The following is a 17,065-nucleotide window of genomic DNA, read 5'->3' on the forward strand; positions in this document are numbered from 1 at the left end:
TTATGACCCTATTGAACGCTTACAAAAACAGCAATATGAACAACCTTGCCTAAAATGTTAAGGATGATTAACGAAATTGATGATGTGGCAGTTATTGATATGAAAATGTCTGAAAATGATATGTTTAGATAGATATGATCATTTCCATAAGCGCTATATTTTCAATGGATCAGTTGAGCCTAGAAAATATAGTAATGCGTGTTTCGCATTTTGTCTTATGGGTCTTTCAAGCTGTCTTTTTTATAAAAGACAGCTTTTTTTATGCTGATTTGACTCTTAGATTACTTATGAAGAATATCGCTGTTTGGCTTGTTCATGAGCCTCAAGATTAATGCATTGAGCTCCCAAGCTTGTAATTTGTGCTTGGTCGATTTGAAGTTCATCCCACTTTTGCATTTGCTCAAGCAGCCAATAAAAGTCTTCTACTTTTGGAAGCGCACTTTCTTTTACTAAATGACGAACAATTTCCTGAATTTTAAAATATTTATCGACATGCACTTCTTCGGAGCAATGAAAACGAACAATTTCAAACTCAACCAATAACTTTAAAATCGGAGCAAAATCTTGGAACTCACTCAATTCTTGTTGGGCTTTCATAATTGCTGCGGTGAGCGCGACTAATGTTTGTGGGTGCTGATTTGCCCATTCCTGTGTTACGGCTAAAACCTTGTCAGCCACAGGAGGAATAATGTTTTGGCTTGAGCAGATCATTTTACTTAAACCAAGAAGCTCACCTTGGGTATTCCAAGGTTCACCCACACAAAAACCATCAATCACATGTTTATCGAGTGCTTCGACCATATAAGGTGGCGGTAATGTTTTGAGCTGAATAGACTGCGCGATTTTTGGATTTGCTAAAGCTAACCATTCTCTTAAACAATAATGATGAATGGAATGCTTAAACACATGCGCTAACGAAATGGAGTGACCTTGTTCAAGATGGCTCACCACTTTTTGCGCCGTTATTTGAGCCGTATCATTTTCTTGAAGTTTAAGTTGATGAGTAAGCTTTTGACTTAAGCTAATGAAAGCACGGTTTTCACTTAAAACCAGTGATGTTTGTAGTGGCGTGCCAATTTGATCTGTGCCTACAGCCGCCGCAGGTAACATTGCAGATAAGCAGTGCGCTGCATCTAATAACCCAAAAGCCAAACGGTCTCGAAGACTTGCCCATGATGCTTCTTTAACTAAAGTGACGTCTAAACCGACTTCTTCAAAGAAACCTCTTTGTTTTGCCCAAAGCAATGCAAGACAATCAAGCAAAGGAATATAGCCGAGTTGTAATTGAGTCTTTTCTAATGTGCTCATTTATTCATCCTTTAGTTGGTTGCCAAGTAATTTTTGAGCGTCAAGTAAACGCCGTGCCATTTCTCCAATCGTAATCCGGTGACTCATCGCATTTTTTCTAAGAAGCTGGAATGCAGTTTCTTCTGGTAGTCCATGTAATTGCATCAGTAGAACTTTAGCTTTTTCAACATCCTTACGGTCAGCAAGTTTGGTTTGAGCTTCTTTTAAATCACCTTCGAGTTTTTTATGCTTTTTATATTGCTCAATTGAGATTTCTAAAATGGTATGTAAGCGGGCAGGGTCTATGCCATCTACAATATAAGCGGTCACGCCTGCATCGATGGCTTGTTTGATGGTGTCTTTATCTGAATTTTTAGTGAACAGGACAGTCGGTAGATCATAGCTACTAACACAGCTTTCAATAATGTCGCGGTGAGGATGATCCATATCGAGCAAGATTACATCGGCTTGTAAATCTTCAAGACGAAAGATATTCAAGTGATCCAAAGTAAGGCAAGCGACCACTTCAAAGTCATTTTCAAGCAGACTGTTTTTTATATAGTCCGCTCGCGCATGATCATCATCAATAAGGGCTATTTTGAGTTTTGGCATAGGTTCAGAAAATCAGGCTAAGAAAATGCGCCAATTCGACGCGTTTTTTGTTATTGGGTTTTAAGCAAGATTAGTGCCATCCAAAACTACTCAAAAATCAGGATTTAGTGATAATTTGGGATTCTAAAGAGTTGGAGTGTTCGATCTTGGTGCAAGAATACGTTTCATTTTGTGGCAAAGCTTATTTTTATTTAAACCAAATGAGTGTGCAGTGATAGAGCAAGCAAAATAAGGTTTGATTCTTTTTTTACTTATTAAAAAATTATATCTATATGAAATTAAATATAAAAATATTATTAATCCAAGTTTTTTAAAATATTGGCATGTAAAGTGCTTATTTAATTACAGGTCGAAGACGACCATGAGTTTTAAAGACGGCCAACGATGTCCGTTCTGATCGAGTTTGTGAGTGCAACCGTACACACAAAGAAATTACGTTCAGTCGGAGTGAAGGTCATGTCTTTATTTTTATTGCATAAAAAAGTTACATCTGAATTATTTAAATTTTCAGTTCCAGCGATGCGAGCCTTCTCTAAGAGGGGGCTCGCTTTTTTTATTTCTTTTTTTTATTTTGCTGTGCATTGGGTGTCGTCAACGAGTGAAAAAAATTGGTTTCAAGCAGCTACATGCCTTGTGAGCTTGATTCATTTCTCGATAGAGCACAAAGCAAAAGAACAAGGTCTATTTGAGAACGGAATAACGCAGCTTAAAAGCAACGTGATTTGAGGAGAAACACTATGAAATTGGTAATGATTGGTCATGGTATGGTGGGCCACAAATTCATCGAAGCCATTTTAGAAAAAGCAGATGATGAACTAGAAATCACGATTCTCGCGGAAGAACCTCGTATCGCCTATGACCGCGTGCATTTGACAGAATATTTCTCTGGGAAATCGGCAAAAGATTTATCTTTAGCACGTTTTGACTTTGCCGATGCACATGGCATTGACTTGCGCCTAAACACCAGAGCAACTGCAATTGATACAGCTGAGCAAACAGTCACAACCAACCATGGTGATGTGATTAGCTATGACAAATTGGTGTTGGCTACTGGTTCTTATGCATTCGTTCCACCAATTCCGGGTAATGACCGTGAAAACTGCTTTGTTTACCGTACGATCGAAGACTTAGATGCCATTCGTGCAGCGAGTCTCAATGCAAAAACAGGTGTTGTGATTGGTGGTGGTTTACTTGGACTTGAAGCTGCAAAAGCCTTATGTGATTTAGATTTAGAAACACATGTTGTTGAGTTTGCGCCACGTTTAATGGCAGTTCAAATTGATGATCTAGGCGGTAAAGTTTTACGCCGCAAAATTGAAGATCTTGGCGTAAAAGTTCATACACAAAAAGCGACTCAATCTATTGAATGCGGTGACAGCACAACTCATGTAATGAAATTTGCAGATGGTAGTGAGCTTGAAGCAGATGTCATTTTATTCTCTGCGGGAATTCGTCCACGTGATGAGCTTGCACGTAATAGTGGACTCGCGATTGGTGAGCGTGGCGGTATTGTGATTAATGATTACTGCCAAACTTCAGATCAAAACATTTATGCCATTGGTGAATGTGCGCTTTGGCAAAACAAGATTTATGGTTTGGTTGCACCAGGCTATGACATGGCGCGTATTGCAGCAAAACATATTTCCGATGAGGAATGTAACTGCTTTGCTGGCGCGGACATGAGCACCAAGTTGAAATTAATGGGTGTTGATGTTGCCTCTGTTGGTGATGCACACGCCATGACTCCGGGTGCATTAAGCTACTTCTATGCAGATGAGCATGCACTGGTTTATAAAAAGATTGTGGTAAATGCGGATAAAACCAAATTGCTTGGTGCAGTTTTGGTCGGTGACGCCAAAGAATACAACGACCTTTTACAAATGATGTTAAATGGTCTGGCTTTACCTGAAGTGCCTGAAAGTTTAATCATGCCGGGCTTTGAGCAGTTGGCAGGAAAATCTGGTGGTAGTGGTGTAGATTTGCTGCCGGACAGTGCAACGATTTGTTCATGTAACAACGTATCAAAAGCAGACATCTGCCAAGCGATTAGTGATGGTTCGACCTCTTTAGGTGCATTAAAGAAATGCACCAAAGCAGCAACTGCATGTGGTGGCTGTGCACCATTAGTGACGCAAGTTTTAAAGTCAGAGTTACAACGTCAAGGTGTGACTGTAAATAACCACATTTGCGAACACTTTCCGTACTCGCGTCAAGAGCTACATCACTTGGTACGTGTCAATGAAATCAAAACTTTTGATGACTTGATTCACCAACATGGCCATGGTTTGGGTTGTGATATCTGTAAACCGACTGCGGCAAACATCTTAGCTTCTTGCTGGAATGATTTTGTCCTTGAGCCAAGTCATGCGGGTCTACAAGACAGTAACGACTACTACTTGGGCAACATCCAAAAAGATGGTTCTTACTCAGTTGTACCACGTATGGCCGGTGGTGAAGTGACTCCGGATGGTTTGATTGCCATTGGTCAAATCGCGAAAAAATATAACTTGTACACCAAAATTACTGGCGGTCAACGCGTTGACATGTTCGGTGCGCAGGTTCACGAGCTTCCATTTATTTGGGAAGAGTTAAATGCTGCGGGCTTCGAGTCTGGTCATGCTTACGGCAAATCTTTACGTACAGTGAAATCTTGTGTGGGTAGCACATGGTGTCGTTACGGGGTAGATAACTCGGTTGGTTTAGCGATTGAGCTTGAAAACCGCTACAAAGGTTTGCGTTCACCACATAAATTAAAAATGGCAGTGTCTGGATGTACGCGTGAGTGTGCAGAAGCGCAAGGTAAAGATGTGGGTATTATCGCGACTGAAAAAGGTTGGAACCTTTATGTGTGTGGTAACGGTGGTATGAAGCCGCGTCATGCAGAATTGCTCGCATCTGACCTCGATAAAGCAACATTGATTCGTTATATCGACCGTTTCTATATGTTCTACATCCAAACAGCAGACCGTTTACAACGTACCAGTGTATGGCGCGACAACATGGAAGGTGGCTTAGATTACCTTAAATCTGTAGTTGTGGATGATTCACTTGGTTTGGCTGCCGAGCTTGAGCGCCGTATGGAACACATCATTGGCACATATCAAGACGAATGGCGTACTGCGGTAGAAAATCCTGAAGTTCGTAAACGCTTCCAGACTTATATCAATGCAGGCGCAAGTGAGCAGGCCGATCCACACATTCAATTTACGACTGAACGTGGTCAAATCCGCCCATTAACCGAAGCTGAACGTTCTGAAGACCGTATTCCAATGGTTGAAGCATAAAGGAGAGTTGCTATGAATATTGTACAAGACAAAAATATGCTTCCTGATGATCAGTGGATTGACGTTTGCGCACTCGATGACTTAACTCCCAACACTGGCGCAGGTGCGCTAGTGGATGGTCAAGCGGTAGCAATCTTCCGTGTGGGACATGAAAAACGTGTTTACGTGCTGAGCAATAAAGATCCGTTTAGCCAAGCCAATGTGATGAGCCGCGGGATTATTGGTGATTTACAAGGCGAACGTGTCATAGCATCACCAATCTATAAACAACATTTTAGTTTGGCTACGGGCCGTTGTTTAGAGGATAAAGACCAAAAGCTTTCAGTTTATCCGAGCAAAATTGTTGATGGCCGTGTTTGGGTCAATGCGGTGCCGCAAAAAACTTATATTACCAATACAGGTGTATCACAAGACAAACTTAGACTGGTGCTGATCGGGAATGGTTTAGCGGGTATGCGTTGCCTAGAAGATTTACTTGATATGGCACCAGATCGTTATGAAGTCACGGTGATTGGTGAAGAACCTTGGGGTAACTATAACCGTATTATGTTGTCTCCGGTTTTATCGGGTGAAAAAACCATTGAAGACATTATGTTGCATCCACCAAAGTGGTACGACGATAAAGGTATTAAATTTATTGCAGGCGATAAGGCGGTAAAAATTGATCGTCCGCGTAAAGTGGTTTACACCGAAAAAGGCCAAAAAGTTGATTATGACCGTTTGATTCTGGCAACAGGCTCGGCACCATTTATTCCACCAGTTCAAGGTGTTGACCTAAAAGGGGTGTTAACTTTCCGTGATATTTATGACGTTAACACCATGATTGAATACTGTGGTTCAAAAACTAATGCAGTCGTGATTGGTGGCGGTTTACTTGGTTTAGAAGCTGCGTATGGTTTAAAACAACGCGGTATGAATGTGACAGTATTGCATTTGATGGACCGCATTATGGAGCGTCAACTTGACAGCCGTGCGAGCCAGTTACTGCGTCATAGCATTGATCAAAAAGGCATTAACATCATTACCGAAGCCAATACCGAAGCGTTAATTGGTGATGAAAACGGTCATGTGAAGCAAATCCGTTTAAAAGATGGCACAGTTTTAGATGCTGACCTTGTGGTGTTTGCTGTGGGTATTCGTCCAAATATTAGCTTGGCGCAAAGTGCTGGTCTACGCTGCAACCGTGGTGTATTGGTGAATGACACCATGCAAACGTTTGACCCAAGTATTTATGCCGTGGGTGAGTGTATTGAACACCGTGGACAGACCTTTGGTTTAGTTGAGCCACTATGGGGCCAAGCTTTTATTTGCGCGACCCATTTGGCTGAACACGGCAGTTTAACTTTTAAAGCACCTACTGTGCCGACTCAGTTAAAAGTCAGTGGTGTCGATGTATTCTCTGCGGGCAATTTTGAGCCGAAAGATGATTATGAAGACATTATTTTAAACGATGAAAAACGCCAGATTTATAAACGCATTATCATTCAAAGCGATCGGGTAATCGGTGCAGTATTGTTTGGAGATACTGAAGATGGCATGTGGTATGCAGAGTTAATTGCAGACCAAACCCCAGTCTCATCATTTAGAAATAAACTGCTATTTGGTCGAGATTTTGCATTAAAAAATGCAGGCTAAATAGAGAAAGGAGCAGTTATGAATAGTATTCCAAGCGTTGAAATCGATAGCTCCGATCATGTTGCAAAAACAACTAAAACAACATGTCCATATTGTGGTGTTGGTTGTGGTGTCAGTGTACACGTTCAACAAAAACCTCAAGGGCCTGTGGTTCAAGTTGAGGGGGATGCAGAGCATCCTTCCAATTTTGGACGCTTATGCATTAAAGGTAGTCGTCTTGCGGATACTTTGGGGTTAGAAACACGTGTTTTACAGCCAATGATGGGACGTAAGTCTCATCGGACTGTAACTACATGGGACGATGCAATCGATAAGATTGCCGATAAATTTCAGTCATGTATCGATAAATATGGTCGTGACAGCATCGCCTTTTATGTTTCAGGACAATTGCTTACTGAAGACTATTATGTCGTTAACAAATTTGTAAAAGGCTATTTGGGTACTGCAAATATCGACACCAACTCACGCCTTTGTATGTCATCTGCGGTAGCAGGTCACAAACGTAGTTTCGGTGAAGATATTGTTCCTGCAAGTTATGAAGATTTTGAACATGCAGACATGGTGGTATTGGTCGGTTCTAATACCGCATGGTGCCATCCTGTGCTGTATCAGCGGATTATGCAGGCTAAAAGCCAAAATCCCGATATGTTTGTGGTGGTAATTGACCCACGTTTTACCAGTACTTGCGAGCAAGCTGATTTGCATTTACCTATTTTACCAGGCCAAGACGTGGCTTTATTTAATGGCTTATTTCAATACTTATATCAAAATGGTCATGCCGATCAAGCTTTTGTCGATACCTATACCGAAGGTTTACAGGATGTGTTGGTCAGCAGTCAGCAAGAAACTGATATGGAGTATGTGGCAAAGCGTACAGGAATTGCACTAGATAAGTTACAGCAGTTCTTTGAGAAATTTGCTCAGACAGAAAAAGTGGTAACCCTATTTTCAATGGGTGTGAATCAATCCACTCAGGGTGTGAATAAAGCCAATAGCATTATTAACTGTCATTTATTGACCGGAAAAATTGGCAAACTGGGCGCAGCACCATTTTCAATGACAGGGCAACCCAATGCGATGGGTGGCCGAGAAGTGGGTGGCTTGGCAAATATGCTAGCAGCTCACATGGACTTAGATAACCCACTGCATCAAAAAGTCGTGCAAACCTTTTGGGATAGCCCATTTATTGCTAATCAAGCGGGTTTAAAAGCAGTTGATTTGTTCCGTGCTGTTGAATCAGGAAAAATTAAAGCCATCTGGATTATGGCAACTAATCCTGTTGTGAGTTTGCCTGATGCAGACCAAGTCAAACGTGCATTAGAAAAATGCGAGCTGGTCGTGGTGTCAGATATTTGTGCAGATACCGATACGACAGCATATGCTGATATTTTACTTCCTGCCTTAGGTTGGGGAGAAAAAGACGGTACTGTAACTAACTCCGAACGCCGTATCTCTCGTCAACGTGCTTTCCTACCTGCTCCAGGTGAAGCAAAAGCAGACTGGTGGTCAGTGAGCCAAGTTGCGAAAAAATTAGGCTTTAATGGTTTTGACTTTGCGGGCCCTAGTGACATCTTTAATGAGCATGCGGCACTATCAGCACAAGATAATGTAGATATAGATGCTCGTGAAGAAAGCAGTATTTTCCGTTATTTCAACCTTAAAGGTTTGATGAACTTAAATGCTGCTGAGTACGATGCTCTGCAACCTATACAATGGCCCGTGTGGGATAAAACCCAAGATGCTAAAAAAGCCGTTCAACAACTGTTTGGCAAGGGCCAATTTAGCTATAAAAATGCGAAGGCAAAACTGATTCCAACTGTTGCCATTGATCCGGTTCATGCAGTTTCAGAAGACTATCCACTCATTTTGAATACTGGTCGTATCCGTGACCAATGGCATACCATGACTCGTACTGGTTTGTCGCCAAACTTGACTAGTCACCGTGCAGAGCCATTCTGCGAGATTCATCCGAGTGATGCCTTGAAGTTTGGTGTGCGTGATCAAGGCTTGGTAGAAGTCCGTTCGAAATGGGGCAGTTGTGTATTACGTGTGACATTTTCATCTGGTGTGCGTCGTGGGCAAATTTTTGCACCGATTCACTGGACTGAACAAGTTGCTTCCGACGCTCGTATTGGTAAAGTCGTTAACCCAGAAGTTGATGCAATTTCAGGTGAACCCGAATTTAAACATACACCTGTCACCATTCAGCCGTTCTATACCACTTGGCAAGGTGTGCTTTATGTACGTGAAGGATATGACTCGCATATTCAAGAATCACTACATCACTGTGCATGGTGGACTAAGGTCAAAATGGTGAAAACCAACCGTTATGAACTTGCAGACCGCCAAACTTTTCATGATACTCAAAAGAACCTGAAAAATTTCTTGCCATTTGCCGATGAAACTTTTGAATGGTTAAGTATTGAAGATATCTCTTCGCAACTGAGCCATAACATTATTTTGAAAGATGGCATCGTAATTGCAAGCTTATATATTGCACCGCCAGATTTATTGCCAGACCGCGATTGGGTAGCTAGTTTGTTTAAACGCGAACGTTTAAGTGCCTTGCACCGAAAAGCGTTACTGGCTGGCATGCCAATGTCTGCTACAAATAATGATGGGCCTTTAGTGTGTAGTTGTTTTAAAGTGGGTAAGAATAAAATTATTGAAGCCATTAAAACGCAGAACATTACTCATGAAAAACAGGTCACTGCTTGTTTAAAAGCAGGTGGGAACTGTGGTTCATGTTTACCTGAAATCCGTGGCCTGATTAAAGCTTGCCAACAAGAGGTGGAAGTGTGAATAAGGGATATCCGGTAACTGATTTGGTCATTCTAGCGGGTGGACAAGCCCGCCGTATGAACGGTTTAAATAAGTTGTTGCAGCAATTTGATGGTGAACCTCAACTTCTTAAAATTCATCAGAAATTAAAACCATCTGTGTCTAAAATTTGGGTCAATAGTCATCGTGACTATTCAATCTATCAAAGTATTGTGCCAGATATTCAATGTTTTCAAGATGATGCTTCTGGCTTTTTCGGCCCACTTATGGGGATGAAAAGTGCATGGTCTCATGTAGAAGCAGATTATGTTTTGTTTATTCCTTGTGATGTGACGTATGTGCCAACACAAGTTGTTGCGAAATTACACGGCGCACTTCGGAAAAATAAACAGGCTCAGGCAGCTTATGTTTCAATTAATGGAGATGCTTTGTATCCATTTTGCTTGTTAAAGCGTGAAAGTCTAATCACCGTAACAGAGCAAATTGAGAAACAACGATTAAGTTTGAAAGAGTGCTTTAAGCTTTTACATGCACAAGTCGCTATATTTCAAAAACAAAACTTATTTTTTCATAGCATTAATTCTTTAGATGAGCTTCAGCAATACAAACAAATCAATGCCTTTAAAGAGATATTTACAGCAAGTTAAAAAACTAGACTTTATTCATTTAGACATTAGATTGATGCCCTAAACAAATTTTAAATGATGTGTTCTTGACTATTTATTATATAAGTTCTATTTTGGAACTTGCTGTTTTAGTTCCATCCATATGCATAAAAATAAAGGGAGTCAATCGAAATGGTAGAAGCGCTGAAGCAAAACAAAACGGATGTTACCGCATGTATTTTATGTTCAAGAAATTGCGGTTTAAGTGTTGAAATTAAAGATAATCAGTTTGTCAAAATTAAAGGTAATCCTGAACATCCATTTTCACAAGGCTACATTTGCCAAAAAGCTGCCAGATTACAGCACTATCAGCAACACGCAGACCGTTTGACCACACCTTTAAAACGCCAGTCAGATGGTTCATTCCAAGAAGTGAGCTGGCATGTAGCCATACAAGAAATTGCTGATCGATTAGTACATATTAGAGATAATTTTGGTGGGACCGCTTTTGCTTCTGTTGGGGGCGGTGGTCAAGGCAATCATCTCGGTGCAGCCTATGGCCGACAGCTCTTGCTGGCCATGAAAAGTTATTATGCTTATAACTCACTTGCTCAAGAAAAAACGGGTGATTTTTGGCTCAATGGGCGTTTGTTTGGTAGTCAAGCCTGCCATACGACAGAAGATGTTGAATACGCCGACTATGTACTTTTCATTGGAACAAATCCTTTTCAGGCACATGGCATTCCCAATGCACGAGACACGCTAAAACATATTAAGAAAGATCCGAACCGGACCATGGTAGTGTTTGATCCACGCATTACCGAAACAGCAAAACAAGCAGATATCCATGTACAGCTAAAACCTGGCACTGATGCTTTTTTAATGTCAGCGATGATTGCGATCATTATTAAAGAAAAGCTTTATGATATGGCATTTATTGAGCAGCATACACAAGGGTTTGAAGACGTAAAAACAGCATTTAATCGTGTCCCTATCGAAGAATATATTGCTAAAGCTGATGTGCCAGTCGATTTGATTTACCAAGTCGTTCGAGATTTTACCAAGGCTAAAAGAGGCTGTGTGCGTATTGATTTAGGCATTCAGCATACTTTAAATACGACACTAAACGGATATTTAGAAAAACTACTGTATTTAGTGACTGGAAACTTTGGAAAGCAGGGTACCAATAATTTACATACCATGTTTATTCCGATCTTAAGCGATACAGATGAAAGAAAGCCGAAATATAGACGGAGTGTTTACCATAAAATGTTCCCAATTTCTGGGTTCTTCCCGCCTAATATTTTACCCGATGAAATCTTAAAAGCAGGGGAAAAGCGAATTCGTGCTGTGTTTGTAGATAGCTGTAATCCGTTATTAACTTATCCTGATACACCAGCTTATGAGGAAGCATTTAAATCATTAGATTTGTTGGTTGTGGTTGATGTTGCTATGACGGAAACCGCAAGACTTGCAGACTACATTTTGCCAGCGCATACCCAGTTTGAAAAATGGGAATTTACTGGGTTTAATTTGGAATTTCCTAAAAATGGTTTTCACCTACGTCATCCTGTATTGGCCGCTCAAGCGAATACTTTGCCAGAGGCAGAAATTTATACACGATTACTTGAAGCCATGCAGGTGATTCCAAAAAGCTTTCCGCTTTTAGGAAAAATAGCTTCAGTCGACTCGAAAAAAACAGCCTATTTGCCATATCTGTCGGCTTTAGGTTTAACTTTTGCACGACATAAAAAATATATCCCTTTTGCAGCTTCAATTCTCTATCGGACTTTAGGTAAACATTTAGAAAACTCAGCTGCTTCAACGGCATTCTTATTACCACTGTCTATTCAATATGCTGTTTTACATACTAAAGCGGTACGTCGTGCAGGTTACAAAGGTAATCCTTTAACTTTAGGCGTTCGTTTATTTGAACAAATTTTAAAGCAACGTTCAGGCGTGGTGTTATCAGAACATGAATATGACGAAATTTGGAAACTGGTTGCCTATAAAGACAAAAAAATACGTCTTGCTATTCCAGAGATGTTAGCTGAGCTGGCAAATTTAAAAAATCATCAGGTTAATGTTGAAGAATTTCCATTCATACTTTTATCAGGTGAGCGACGTAGCTATAACGCCAATCAAATTTACCGTGATCCAGCTTGGCGAAAAGTAGATGCTGAAGGGGCTTTACGAATTCATCCTGAAGATGCAAAGCACCTAAATGTAGATGCAGGAGGTCAGCTTAAATGTATTTCACAACATGGAGAAATTCAGGTTACTGTAGATTTTGATGAGGGAATGCGAAAAGGTGTAGTTTCACTTCCACATGGTTATGGCATGCGCTTTCAAGGTGGTGAACCCATTGGACCACAATTAAATCGACTGATTTCCGCTGAACATTGTGATCCATTATCTAAAACGCCGTACCATAAATATGTACCCATCCGCTTAGAAAAGTGCTAAAAATAATGTAAGACAAATAAGAGATTAATGCTGCACCAACTTTATACAGTTTTAGAATTACAGTGAAGTGGTGCAGCCAAAGGTCTATCAAAAAACCTAAGACGTTATGGATGATAAATAGAATTGGAACAAATTTTGCATAAAAATCAGAGCACTATTGAAGAGCAATTTTCTATTTTAATTGCCCAGAAAAAGTGCCAGCAATATTTGAACTGTTCTCGAGATGAGTGCAAAAGATGAAACAATACCACTCTGAAAATACGCCATCTGTTCTACAAGACCAATATGGGCGTATCAAGCGAAAGTTACGAATTTCGGTAACCGATCGCTGTAATTTTAAGTGTGTATATTGCATGCCTGAACATCCTGAATGGTTAAATAAACAAGACTTGCTTAGTTTTGAGGCGCTCTTTCAGTTTTGCCGTTTAATGGTGCAACAAGGTATTGAAAGTATCCGCATTACAGGTGGCGAACCATTAATGCGTCAAGGCATTGTTCATTTCGTTCGTGATTTACAAGCTTTAAAAGCATTAGGTTTAAAGCGTATTTCAATGACCACCAATGGACATTACCTTGCAAAATACGCTAAGCAGTTAAAAGATGCTGGTTTAGATGATTTAAATATTAGTTTAGATAGTCTTGATTCAATTCAATTTAAAGAACTCACCAAGAAAAAATTAGAACCAGTTCTTGAAGGTATTCAAGCTGCAAAAGATGCAGGACTGTCCTTTAAAATAAACTGCGTGTTAATGAAAAATAAAAATGACGATCAAATCTTACCCATGGTGAGATGGTCAATCGCCAATCATATTCCGCTACGTTTTATTGAGTTTATGCCACTTGATGGTGATGCACTCTGGTCAAATAAAGATGTGGTGAGTGAAGCTGAAATTTTACAGGTGTTGCAACCGCATTATTCAGTAGAGGTTATCGAGCAGCAGCATGAGCCAGCGCGTCAATATCTGCTTAACAATAGCTACGCTCTAGGCATCATTTCGACCATTACTCACTCATTTTGCCACCAATGTGACCGCATACGACTTACCGCAAAAGGTGAGCTATATAACTGTCTCTTTGCTCAGCAGGGTTTAAATATTAAGCCGCAGCTTCAAGCATTATTACGCGTACAGAACTCAACCGATCATGTGCTGCATAGTCAGCACTTAAAAGATCAAGTTATGCCGTATATCTGGAATAAAGCCAAAGGCTTTCATGCCTTACAACATCAACAAACCCGTAAAATCAGTATGCATATGCTTGGGGGATAAATGCAGCAATCTATCCAAATTAAAATTGAATCATTTGGTGCAATTGAAAAATTGCTTCCACAAAATCTTTCGTTAGTTTTCCCCACAGATATTTTAGTTAAAGATGTCTTATATGAAATTGTTTCATTGCATCCAGAATGTACACAGGCCATGGAAAAATGTGCATGCGCTATTGGCGATAATGTCATAACGAGGCAATCTGCCTTAAATCAGCCATGTACTTTGGTTTTATTATCACCAGTTGCAGGAGGATGAGCCATGCGAGATTTTGCACGTATACAAGAGCAGGCTTTAAGCCTTGATACCTTTGATCCTATTGAATCATTTCCTGAATGCGGTGGAATTGATATTTTTATGGGTACGGTTCGTAATCATCATGAGGGTAAAGCTGTTAAAGCGTTGAAATATACGTCATATAAACCGCTTTCTGAAAAAATGATACGTGAAATTGAACTGGAAATTGAGAAAAAGTATCAGGTATCTTATGTGCGAGTGGTTCATCGAATTGGATATTTGGATGTCGGTGAAACAGCAATCATTGCAATTGCTTATGCAGCCCATCGCCGTGAAGCTTTTCAAGCATGCGAAGAAGCAGTTGAGCGGGTAAAGCATGAAGTACCTGTCTTTAAAGAAGAGTTCTTTACAGATGGTACAAGTCACTATGTAGAAGGCTGCTGTATTCGTAAGGATGCACCGCAAGAGCACAAGCATCATGTCGGCCATGAACACTCACACTGAAATAAGCAAGACTAGGATAAATAATGAAAAACGTAGGAATGAAGCCGGAAAGTTATCGTGTTGCTGAAGCACAAGCAATTTTATATGCTCCCCCACACTGTATTGAGTTATTAAGACAAGGGAATACTGAAAAAGGCGATGCATTAAAAACCGCACGTGTGGCAGGAATTTTGGCAGCAAAACGAACTGATGAGCTGATTCCTTTGTGTCATCCACTGCCGATTTATCGTGCAGATGTTGAATATGAATTAGAACATGATTTTGTAAAGATTATTACCGTGGTCGAAACCATCGGTCCGACTGGTGTAGAAATGGAAGCCTTAACGGCTGCAAGTCTTGCAGGGTTAACCATTTACGATATGTTAAAGCCACATTGTGAACCAGAAGAGCTCTGGATGGATCAATGTAAATTGCTTAAGAAAAAAGGTGGAAAATCACACTTTAAGCGAGTTCTTCGTCAGCCTGTTTCGGCTGCTGTTATTGTGCTGTCCGATACTGTCGCAGCGGGCAGAAAGCCAGATACTGCCGGAAAATCCGTGGTTGAAACTTTAACCGAGGCAGGATTCGATCCGATTCACTACCAAATTTTGCCAGATGAAGCGGATACTTTAAAAAACTTAGTGCTTGAGCTGAGCAAATCATATGCTTGCATTATGACCGTCGGCGGTACTGGAATTGGTAAGCGTGATATTACGGTTGATACGCTAGAGCCACTTCTTGAGCGTAAGCTAGATGGCTTAATGGAAGCCGCACGTTCATTTGGACAAAAACGCACGCCATATGCTGCAATGTCGCGTGGAGTAGCTGGTTTTATTGATCGTTCTTTAGTGGTGACTTTACCGGGAAGCCGTGGTGGAGCAAGTGAATCAATGGCTGCTATTTTACCTGCCTTAGTCCATATCTTTGAAGTTTGCCGTGATTTACCACATCCGGGAGGCTATGAATAATGTCAGATTGTGGTACAGAACGTGGGTTGATTAGCGTGGATGAAGCAATTGAGCTGATTAGTAACCGACCTAAAAAATTAGGCTCAATTCAGCAAATTCTTCAAAATAGCCTAAGTAGATATCTTTCTAAAGAAATTTATTCAGAAATTAATTTGCCAAGCTTCTCTCAAAGTGCTGTAGATGGTTACGCACTTTGTAGCCACGCAGAAGATTTAAATAATCAAAAGTTTCAGGTTACTGGCGAGATTCGTGCTGGAAGCGAAAGTCATGACATTCTGAGTGAAGGACACGCAATTCGTATATTTACTGGTGGCAAAATTCCTGAAGGTACAACGCATGTTGCGAGGCAAGAAATTGTAGAGGTCGTTTCAGCACAAGAAATTTCGTTAACTGAACATATTCGCCCTCAAGCTGATATCCGTTTTACGGGCGAAGAAATCAAAAACGGACAGTTGCTTGCCCAAGTTGGACAGTTTTTAAATATTGGAAGCTTGGCGGCCTTAAGTATGGCGGGTGTACAAACGGTTGACATTTATCGTGCTCCAAGAGTCGCCGTTTTAGTGACTGGTGACGAAGTTGCAGAAAAGGCAGAAGATCTTGCAGAAGGTAAAATCTTTGATGCAAATGGTCCATTACTAAAAGCTTGGTTTGAAGATTATGGCTTAGAGGTTGAGCTCATTCATGTGGCAGATGAAGCGGAGCAAGTCACGCATTACTTTAATGAGTTAAAAGAGAGCCATGATGTCATTATAACGACAGGTGGAGTCTCTGTAGGTGATTATGACTTTGTTCGGCCATGTGCTTTTGAAGGTGGCTTTGAACAGATCTTTTGGAAAGTAAAACAAAAGCCTGGCAAGCCACTGTTCTTTGCTGAATATTCACATCCAGAAAAAGATCATCACTGTTACTTGCTTGGTTTGCCGGGGAATCCTGCTGCTGTCTACGTATCTATGCAAGTTTATGGCAAAGCATTGCTCGACACTTTACAGGGAAATCAAACAGGGCCAGAGTGGTTTAGTGCGATTTTAGATCATGATTTAAAAGAAGATGCGCGTGAACGTTTTCTAAGAATGCATGCTTATTTTGACAATGGACAACTTAAAGTTAAAAGTCTGGCAAAACAGCAATCACACATGCTCAGTAATTTAATGCAGGCCAATTGTTTGGTGCGAATTCCAGCAAGTGTGAAACTAGAAGCAGGTCATATTTTGAAGGGTGTATTCATCTCAAATTAATGATGAGTAATAATAGATATAGCTCACTATACAATTGGGTGAGTTATATTTGTTAAGCAAATTTATATAATAGCTTTCTATTTTTTGATAATAAAAATTCTTTTATAAAGTTGATAAGAAGTTATTTTTATAATGAATCTTGCATAAATCGTGTTAAGTGGTTTAGGGTATAAACATTAGGGCCGTTAGGCTAGGAAATATCGAGGA

General features: G+C 40.4%; 13 protein-coding genes and 1 pseudogene. 12 read left to right on the top strand and 2 right to left on the bottom strand.

All coding sequences use genetic code 11. The features are described 5' to 3' along the window. Nucleotides 1-164: 164 nt before the first annotated feature. Nucleotides 165-260, top strand: a pseudogene (locus WA249_RS16020) (hypothetical protein); the annotation flags it as partial. Nucleotides 261-285: 25 nt separating this feature from the next. Here WA249_RS16020 and WA249_RS16025 read toward each other — a convergent pair. Continuing rightward, nucleotides 286-1,308: an ABC transporter substrate-binding protein gene (locus WA249_RS16025; RefSeq protein WP_336170144.1), complete on the bottom strand. Its 1,023-nt coding sequence runs from the start codon at nt 1,306-1,308 to the stop codon at nt 286-288. After that, nucleotides 1,309-1,899, bottom strand: coding sequence for an ANTAR domain-containing response regulator (locus WA249_RS16030; protein WP_005306352.1), 591 nt, complete (start codon nt 1,897-1,899; stop codon nt 1,309-1,311). It lies immediately after the preceding gene. Nucleotides 1,900-2,283: 384 nt separating this feature from the next. On the opposite strand from WA249_RS16030, the gene WA249_RS16035 reads away from it, so the two are divergent. The 11 genes from WA249_RS16035 (at nt 2,284) to WA249_RS16085 (ending at nt 16,858) form a co-directional block, all read left to right on the top strand. Further along, nucleotides 2,284-2,625: a hypothetical protein gene (locus tag WA249_RS16035; RefSeq protein ID WP_336170148.1), complete on the top strand. Its 342-nt coding sequence runs from the start codon at nt 2,284-2,286 to the stop codon at nt 2,623-2,625. 11 nt (nt 2,626-2,636) lie between these two features. After that, entirely contained in the window at nt 2,637-5,183 is a 2,547-nt protein-coding gene (gene nirB, locus WA249_RS16040; protein ID WP_336170150.1) for a nitrite reductase large subunit NirB, read from the top strand. A gap of 12 nt (nt 5,184-5,195) precedes the next feature. Further along, complete coding sequence (gene nirD, locus WA249_RS16045; RefSeq protein ID WP_336170152.1) at nt 5,196-6,818, top strand: nitrite reductase small subunit NirD; 1,623 nt, start codon at nt 5,196-5,198, stop codon at nt 6,816-6,818. Between the two features lie 18 nt (nt 6,819-6,836). Beyond that, on the top strand, nt 6,837-9,620 hold the full coding sequence (locus WA249_RS16050) for a molybdopterin-dependent oxidoreductase (RefSeq protein ID WP_336170154.1): 2,784 nt from the start codon (nt 6,837-6,839) through the stop codon (nt 9,618-9,620). Continuing rightward, a complete protein-coding gene (gene mobA, locus WA249_RS16055) occupies nt 9,617-10,246 on the top strand; it encodes a molybdenum cofactor guanylyltransferase (RefSeq protein ID WP_336170156.1) in 630 nt (209 codons plus the stop codon). The genes WA249_RS16050 and mobA overlap by 4 nt, the downstream gene beginning before the upstream one ends. 150 nt (nt 10,247-10,396) lie before the next feature. Continuing rightward, nucleotides 10,397-12,670, top strand: a complete 2,274-nt coding sequence (locus WA249_RS16060) for a molybdopterin-dependent oxidoreductase (protein ID WP_336170158.1) — start codon at nt 10,397-10,399, stop codon at nt 12,668-12,670. 227 nt (nt 12,671-12,897) lie between these two features. Then, a complete protein-coding gene (gene moaA / locus WA249_RS16065; protein WP_336170160.1) occupies nt 12,898-13,938 on the top strand; it encodes a GTP 3',8-cyclase MoaA in 1,041 nt (346 codons plus the stop codon). Beyond that, nucleotides 13,939-14,193, top strand: coding sequence for a MoaD/ThiS family protein (locus tag WA249_RS16070; RefSeq protein ID WP_336170161.1), 255 nt, complete (start codon nt 13,939-13,941; stop codon nt 14,191-14,193). Between the two features lie 3 nt (nt 14,194-14,196). After that, a complete protein-coding gene (locus WA249_RS16075; protein ID WP_336170163.1) occupies nt 14,197-14,676 on the top strand; it encodes a molybdenum cofactor biosynthesis protein MoaE in 480 nt (159 codons plus the stop codon). Nucleotides 14,677-14,699: 23 nt separating this feature from the next. Further along, nucleotides 14,700-15,623: a bifunctional molybdenum cofactor biosynthesis protein MoaC/MoaB gene (gene moaCB, locus WA249_RS16080; protein ID WP_252059318.1), complete on the top strand. Its 924-nt coding sequence runs from the start codon at nt 14,700-14,702 to the stop codon at nt 15,621-15,623. Then, the gene (locus WA249_RS16085) at nt 15,623-16,858 is read left to right on the top strand and encodes a molybdopterin molybdotransferase MoeA (RefSeq protein ID WP_336170167.1); all 1,236 of its coding nucleotides are present in this window, start codon (nt 15,623-15,625) and stop codon (nt 16,856-16,858) included. Before moaCB ends, WA249_RS16085 begins: the two co-directional genes overlap by 1 nt. The last annotated feature ends 207 nt before the right edge of the window (nt 16,859-17,065 follow it).

Source organism: Acinetobacter sp. 161(2023), assembly GCF_037027805.1.
GTDB lineage: Bacteria > Pseudomonadota > Gammaproteobacteria > Pseudomonadales > Moraxellaceae > Acinetobacter.